General features: G+C 38.2%; 8 protein-coding genes and 2 pseudogenes. 6 read left to right on the top strand and 4 right to left on the bottom strand.

Features of this window, described 5'->3' with window-relative positions; translation table 11 throughout:
- Positions 1 to 126: 126 nt before the first annotated feature.
- Complete coding sequence (locus B3P16_RS00285; protein WP_286752221.1) at positions 127 to 669, bottom strand: ankyrin repeat domain-containing protein; 543 nt, start codon at positions 667 to 669, stop codon at positions 127 to 129.
- Positions 670 to 802: 133 nt separating this feature from the next.
- Here B3P16_RS00285 and B3P16_RS00280 point away from each other — a divergent pair.
- The 3 genes and pseudogenes from B3P16_RS00280 to B3P16_RS00270 form a co-directional block, all read left to right on the top strand.
- Positions 803 to 950: pseudogene (locus tag B3P16_RS00280) on the top strand (transposase); the annotation flags it as partial.
- A gap of 108 nt (positions 951 to 1,058) precedes the next feature.
- The gene (locus B3P16_RS00275) at positions 1,059 to 1,913 is read left to right on the top strand and encodes an AraC family transcriptional regulator (RefSeq protein ID WP_286840855.1); all 855 of its coding nucleotides are present in this window, start codon (positions 1,059 to 1,061) and stop codon (positions 1,911 to 1,913) included.
- 75 nt (positions 1,914 to 1,988) lie between these two features.
- Positions 1,989 to 3,152 carry an FAD-dependent oxidoreductase gene (locus B3P16_RS00270; protein ID WP_286752219.1) on the top strand — a complete coding sequence of 388 codons (1,164 nt, stop codon included), beginning with the start codon at positions 1,989 to 1,991 and terminating at the stop codon, positions 3,150 to 3,152.
- Positions 3,153 to 3,242: 90 nt separating this feature from the next.
- Here B3P16_RS00270 and B3P16_RS00265 read toward each other — a convergent pair whose 3' ends face one another.
- Positions 3,243 to 3,977, bottom strand: a complete 735-nt coding sequence (locus tag B3P16_RS00265; RefSeq protein WP_286840853.1) for an SDR family NAD(P)-dependent oxidoreductase — start codon at positions 3,975 to 3,977, stop codon at positions 3,243 to 3,245.
- 167 nt (positions 3,978 to 4,144) lie between these two features.
- Here B3P16_RS00265 and B3P16_RS00260 point away from each other — a divergent pair, with 167 nt between their 5' ends.
- The gene (locus B3P16_RS00260; RefSeq protein ID WP_286840851.1) at positions 4,145 to 4,498 is read left to right on the top strand and encodes a winged helix-turn-helix transcriptional regulator; all 354 of its coding nucleotides are present in this window, start codon (positions 4,145 to 4,147) and stop codon (positions 4,496 to 4,498) included.
- Here B3P16_RS00260 and B3P16_RS00255 read toward each other — a convergent pair.
- Positions 4,430 to 4,660: pseudogene (locus B3P16_RS00255) on the bottom strand (winged helix-turn-helix transcriptional regulator); the annotation flags it as partial. The gene B3P16_RS00260 and the pseudogene B3P16_RS00255 overlap by 69 nt on opposite strands.
- A gap of 86 nt (positions 4,661 to 4,746) precedes the next feature.
- Here B3P16_RS00255 and B3P16_RS00250 point away from each other — a divergent pair.
- Positions 4,747 to 5,154 (top strand): hypothetical protein, encoded by a 408-nt coding sequence (locus B3P16_RS00250; protein WP_286840849.1) that lies wholly within the window; start codon positions 4,747 to 4,749, stop codon positions 5,152 to 5,154.
- Positions 5,155 to 5,269: 115 nt separating this feature from the next.
- Positions 5,270 to 5,866: a hypothetical protein gene (locus tag B3P16_RS00245; RefSeq protein ID WP_286840847.1), complete on the top strand. Its 597-nt coding sequence runs from the start codon at positions 5,270 to 5,272 to the stop codon at positions 5,864 to 5,866.
- Between the two features lie 461 nt (positions 5,867 to 6,327).
- Here B3P16_RS00245 and B3P16_RS00240 read toward each other — a convergent pair whose 3' ends face one another.
- Positions 6,328 to 6,906 (bottom strand): hypothetical protein, encoded by a 579-nt coding sequence (locus B3P16_RS00240; RefSeq protein ID WP_286840845.1) that lies wholly within the window; start codon positions 6,904 to 6,906, stop codon positions 6,328 to 6,330.
- Positions 6,907 to 6,909 lie beyond the last annotated feature (3 nt).

Below are 6,909 nucleotides of genomic sequence, written 5' to 3'. Positions count from 1 at the left end.
TTATATTAGATTTGGGGATAGGCTCAAGCTCGAAAGAGGTTTTTAAGTTTTAACCCTATGACACAGTTGGTGTTACACTCCCCGAAAAGTTTATTGAAACAAAAGATAGTATTTACTTCTTCAATCTTAATGATGTTGAAAGCGTCTGAGATCCCATTCCTTTTTGTTATGCCCGGCATCAATTCCTCCACCAATAATATTTATAATATCCCTAACTGAACGGTCATGATAATTGATTACATCCAGCGAAGCACCTTTTGACACAAGAAGATTTATTATTTTGATCGTATTCTCCTGACCGCGGTAATTCATAACAGCTATCCATAATGGGGTATTCCCATTTATTTCACGGATATCAATTTCTGCACCGCAATCGATTAAATGGCTTACAATTCGATAGTTCATTTTAGAAACAGCTACGTGCAGAGCTGCAAGTTCACCGCCGTGTTTATTCCGCCTATGATTAATGTCAATGCCACAGTGTAAAAGAAAATCTATCAGATCTTCCGGTTGATATCTTTTGTCATAAGCGGAACCCGCATATGCTATAAGCAGATTGTTCTGATCATACCCGTCGGTTCTACAAAAATCAACACCTTCTGACTTTGTTTTTTCTAATGTATCAATGTCATTGTCATAAATCAGTTTAAATAATTCTGTAAATTCCATCTTTAAGTTGTTTAATGGTTTTCCTCGCTTTCAAAATTAGCAATTCATGTGAGCTCCCTCCCCCGCAAAATAGGACATTTTAAAAATAGAGAATTCGGGTGTGAATTACTAATTTTAAATAGGAGGAAAGACGGTGAAGAGATCGAAGTTTACCGAGGCACAGATAGCTTTTGCGTTACGTCAGTCCGAGACCGGCACCCGAGTGGAAGAAATATACCGGCAAATCGGAGTTTCACAGGGAGACATTTTTCAATTGGAAGAAAAAATACGGTGGTTTTGGGCGTTCCTTAATTGCGCAAACTGTGGCAGGAGGAAGATTGGAATGCTTACTTTTATTGAGGAAATATATTCTCTTTTTAAGAGATTGTTATCATTAAGCCTGTTCTATAATGAGAAAAAAAGACAAAAATATTCCAATTAACACATTGCCTGAAGGAACTTCGAAGGGTATTATGATGATGCGTGAATCATTTCATGGATCACCAGATTCCGAAGTTGAACGAGCCCATCGAGATGGAGGCTATACGTTTATCATTCAGGAAGAAGGAAATACAACTATTGAAATTGATTTTCAAACCTATTGCATTAAAGCCCCGGCCATTGTCTACATCAATCCCCATCAGGTGCATCGCGTGATCTCATTCGACAGAGCAATGCTCAGTACCTGGATCGTTACCGAAGAAAACATCCGCGCAGCATACCTGAGCTTGTTGCAAGATTTTACACCGGCAGACATATTGTCTGTAAAGCCTGAGACCCTTGATATCCTGTCAGACGCCGTTGCCTTATGTATGAAATTGTCTGGAAATAAAACGGAGATTTTGTATCATTCCATTTTAAAAGAAAGCTGTAATACCTTGATTGCGCTGATTATTTCACAATATTTAGCTCTGGAAAAACCGACAGTATATCATACCCGATTTGAGGATATTACAAGAGCGTTTAAAACAACATTGGAAAAGAACTATAAGAAGGTTAAAAATCCAAGGGATTACGCCGGACTTTTAAACCTATCGACTTCTTACCTCAACGAATGTGTCAAGGTGACGACTGGTAAACCCGTTTCTATCCATATTCAGCAGCGGATTATACTTGAGGCCAAACGGCTGCTTTATCATTCCGGGAAGTCAGTGAAAGAGATTGCGGATGAACTAGGCTACGATGACTTTTCCTACTTCACACGGCTGTTCAGCAAAGCGGTAGGAATGTCACCGACTGCCTTTATCGTTAAAAACCGCGAATAGTCCTAAAGTTACAGCATCTCGTTATTGTATCGTCTTTCTTTCTGCCGTTCCTTTGTATCATTAAAAATGATAGAAATGTTGAGCGAAAAAAATATAGCCATCGTTGGAGGAGGTCCAGGTGGTCTGACATTGGCCAGACTGCTACAAATGAAAGGTGCACAGGTTAAAGTGTATGAAAGAGATTTTAGTCAAGCCGCACGCGTACAGGGAGCTATTGTAGATCTGCACTTTGATTCAGGTCTTAAAGCGATGGAGGCGACCGGACTTATGGAGGCTTTTAAAGCAAACTACATGAAGGGGGCCGACAAATATCGTCTGCTTGATCCGCAGGGAAATATGCTGATGGATGAGAGTCAGCGAGACGTAGAACCCGTATTCGGAGATGAACATTTCCGACCAGAAATCGATAGGGGAGCCCTGAGAGATCTCCTAATCGACGGACTGCTTCCTGGTACCGTAGTTTGGGATAGCCAGCTTATAGGTTTGCGGGAAATTGAAGATAAATGGGAATTAAAATTTGAGAACGGAATGACCGCGGTTGCTGATCTGGTCATCGGATCGGACGGTTACCGCTCCAAGGTTCGTCCCTATCTGACAGATTTGAAAGCTCTTTATTCCGGAGCAGCAATTATCCAGGGCGAAATAGATCATCCCGAGATTGGATGCCCGGCAATGTACGAACTCGTTAATCAAGGGAATCTGATGGCTATGGGAGATGGGGCCACCCTGGTTGTCCAGCCTAGAGGCGATGGCGGATTCACTTTTTATGCAGCCTCAATGTATCCGGAAAACTGGGGTATATCCAGTGGTATAGATTTTGGTAATCCTATAGAAGTTAGCGGGTATTTAAAAAAACATTTTGTAAATTGGAATCCTGTCTTCTTCATGCTTTTTGAAGCCAGTGAACATTTTACGTGGCGCCCACTTAACTATTTTCCTTTATCGATAAGGTGGGCTTCTAAAAATAATCTTACCCTCATTGGGGATGCCGCGCATTTAATGCCTCCGAATGGTGAAGGCGTAAATCTGGCCATGCTAGACGCTTTGGATCTGTGTGAATGCCTAACCAGTGGAGGGAAAGCCAACCTTAAAGAGGCAATTTCAGCTTATGAAGATATCATGTTTGAAAGGGCTGCGCCTCTTTGCATGGAAACAATTGACGGAATAAAAGATTTTGCAGCACCAACCAACGAATCTGTAAAGGAACTTGTTAGATTGCTAAGTAATACTAAATCATAGCTCCAGCGGATGGCGTTTTAAATTCTAATTCCAAGATTAGATATGATATACCTAGTGGCTAACACTAAGTATATCAAAAACTATGCATATTTATCTGCGAATGGTAACACCGCCATCTACCGCCAGATATGAACCTGAAATATAAGAGGCTTCGTTTGAAGACAAGAAAACAATTGCGTTAGCAATTTCTTCAGCTTGTCCGATTCGTTTCAATGGCACTGCTGCTGCTATGGCATTTTTTATATCTGCAGGCGTTTGCTGATTCATAGGTGTATCGGTCAATCCGGGAGCAACCGCATTTACTCTAATTTTTCTGTCTGCCAATTCAGTAGCTGCGGTACGTGCAATCGCATCGACTGCACTTTTTGTAGCTGCATAAGCACCCATTTGTGCATACCCGCTCACAGAGACTCCAGATGAGATAAGAACAACGGAAGCTCCTTCTGATAAATGAGGGATTAATTTTTGCAAAGTAAAGAATAGTCCTTTGACATTGATGTTGTAAAGGTCGTCAAAAACCTCTTCGGTTGTATCTTCAATTGAATATTGCTTTGCTATTCCCGCATTCAGTACAAGCACATCCACTTTGTTTCCGCTAGCTGCAACTGTTTCTTCCAATAGCGCAATATCTGCCAGTTTGGACGTATCTGAAGACAAGGTCTTCAGTTTTGGGCTATTAATACTTCCTGATGCTGCATGAAGGGTATCGGTATTTCGGCCTGTTATCAATACATTTGCTCCTTTTTCAATAAATGTTTTAGCGGTAGCTAATCCAATTCCTGCACTTCCGCCGGTAATTACTACATTTTTATCTGAGAAATTCATCTTTTTAAATTTTTAATGATCGAAAATTCTATTCTAGTCAAGACTTTTTAAACTGTTTGTTTTTGAAATCGATTTCTTTAACTATGCAAATCTAAATTGATTAAATTTATTTTGGTAACTTTGTAACCAAAAGTAACAGTAACTTTTGGGTAACAAGGTAACTTATTATGGACATAGAATGCTCGAATAACGACACAAACAGAAAACAGATTATGGCTGTTCACGATGCCATGGATGTGTTGAATGGCAAATGGAAAATCTCAATAATATCGTCAGTTTGCTACTACAACAAACGGCGTTTTTCTGATATTTTAAACGATGTTAAAGGAATCTCCAATAAAATGCTCAGTAAAGAGCTAAAGGAATTGGAAATGAATCAACTCATTAAACGGATAGTTCTCGACACGCAACCCGTAACGGTTCAATATCAGCTAACAGAGTACGGTTTGACGCTAAAAAAAATCATCAATACCCTCGCCGAATGGGGAACTGAACATCGAAAAGTGATTGTTGGGAAGTAATTGATGCTCATCACTCCAATTTCCTAGAGCAGAAATTACAGGGATTACAGTCTTCCCAAATTCTGTAAGACTGTATTCCACTTTAGGTGGTACAACTGGGTAAATAACTTTTGCAACCAATTCGTGCTCTTCAAGTTCTTTTAGCTGAACATATAGAACTCTTCGTGAAGCATCTTTAAAATTAACTTTCTAATTTGGCAAATTGCGTATATTTAAGAGTTATGTGCCATAGTTATAAATCAAGCTAAATGGAACAAAGAGAATTTTCGAAATTAATACTTAAATTCCTGGAAGGAAATTATCCACAGTTTGCTCAGACAATAAAATTTCAAGATGACGGATCTTTTGATTGTGATTTGAAAAGTGAATCCGGAATATTTTCAATTTGGATTGCAACATATAATACTGAAATAACTATTGGAATTGAAGATCCAAATGGAAAAACGGATATTCATAGACATATTCCATGTTATGGATTAGATGATTTAGAAGCTTGTATTGCAGAATTATCATTATTTATTGAAAATATTAAAGCTGACAATTTAGTTTTATATCAAGATGAGGATGGAAAATATGATTGGATAGAATCATTTGAATTTGAAAACCTTGATAACTGTAAAAAGTTTTCCTGGAAGATTAATCACGACGTCACATAATAGCAGTTTTTTCCCTTACAACGTTATTCCTTAATGGAAAAAATAATAAAAACTTCTTACATGAAATTCCCATTGAACAAAAGAGCTTATGAAAGAAATCAAAAAACATCTCAATATGAGCACTCTAGTCATCGCACTATTTTCAGTGGTATCTATTTTTTCGTGTATCTCTTGCACTTCCATATCACCCAAGTATTTAGCACAAACTGCTGCGGCACATAGCGTTTCGAATGTAGGGTTGAAGCAGACATACATCTTTGATAATTATCCTCAGAAGATAATAGGCCACACTCATATCAGCCAAGCGAAGAGTGCAGCCAATAATAAATATTGTGTATGGAACTATATCGAACCAAATTATTTTAAAACCGATAGCCTGCACTATCTTTACAAAACTTCATTGGAGCTCACCAAAAAAAATAAAATCCATTTCAAACTAATTGATACCTTAGGAAATGTTGTGCGTGAAAGGACGAGGAAAATTAATCCCGAACCGCAAAACTTTGTTTCTTTCAGAAATACCGACCTTGAGATCTATGTATTAGTCAATAGATTCTTTACTAAAACTATTTGCTTTGCCATAGATAACCATGGTGATTTAGTCGTGCCGAGTGAGTCAACAGCAGCCGGTTTTCTTATTCTCTTTCCGCTCGCCGGCGCCCTTAACCGTGAAGCATATACTTATTCTCGTGTGGATACAATTGCCAATTAAAAGCATATAGATCGGAAAGAAATAATGTTAGCGGAGTTTTTAAGTAGCGCGACTTTATGATATAATTACCCTTGCCTTAAAATGAAACCGACGCAGATGTTTTGACCACATTGCCAAGAATAATCAATAACTTAAATGAAGGTAAACATCCGACAAATAGACAAAATGGTGGATTAAGTGATACAACTTTTGTGCTTTTTATTCCTCCGAATATGTTTTATATTTAGCTTTTTTTGATAATTTGCTTTTGTGGAACTACTCGACTACGTTACTACTAAATTGAATTTTTTGTCCAATTTATCCGCCACTTCGTCAAGCTGCAAAACCTTACACGCCATAGCCTTTATACAGATAATCAAAGATCGAATGCAGCTTACTACCAAACTTTTTCGTTTAAATTTTCCATTTCTTTAGTGTTTTCTGACCCCTTTCAGATGCCAACGCAATCAATGCTGGCCAGATCAAAAATTAGTGGTGGTCAGATAGCCCGACGCACGTAATGATTCCAAGATATGGTTTGCCTCAGCTTGATCCATATCATTTGCAAATTTTATGGTTTTAAAACCATATTCAAATCGAATAGTGCCCCTGTTTCTAAAAATACCTAAACTATTACCCTGGTTCCAAAAAACAAACTCAAAATGTTCTTCCTCAACATGAAATTTCTTCGCTTCCTGTAGATCATAAATCTTATGCCTGAAGAGTATATCGTTTTTTCTGGCAATACTTATTTGCTCGCGATCTATTATGATGATTTCTTTTCCAATGAGGTACCACATTAACGTTTTCATTACAAATAAGCCAGCTACCGTCGAGAGGATCCACCAAACTATAAAAAATAATCCCTCGAAGCTTAAACCTCCAGTGGTAGCGTAAAAATTTTCAAGTGTCGGGGCTAAAAAAATAATTGATTGTATCCAACCAACCAGCCATAAACTAAAAATAATGATAATAGGTAAATGCTTTTTTGCCGGGACAATAATGGAATACCCCGTCGGAGTTTCGTAATGGGTTGCAATACCGCTATATGGCCTTTCCATAGT

This window comes from Sphingobacterium sp. UBA7631 (assembly GCF_002483935.1).
In the GTDB taxonomy this organism is placed as follows: domain Bacteria; phylum Bacteroidota; class Bacteroidia; order Sphingobacteriales; family Sphingobacteriaceae; genus Sphingobacterium; species Sphingobacterium multivorum.
Note: the sequence above shows the minus strand (reverse complement) of the source record. Positions and strands in the feature narration are given on the sequence as shown.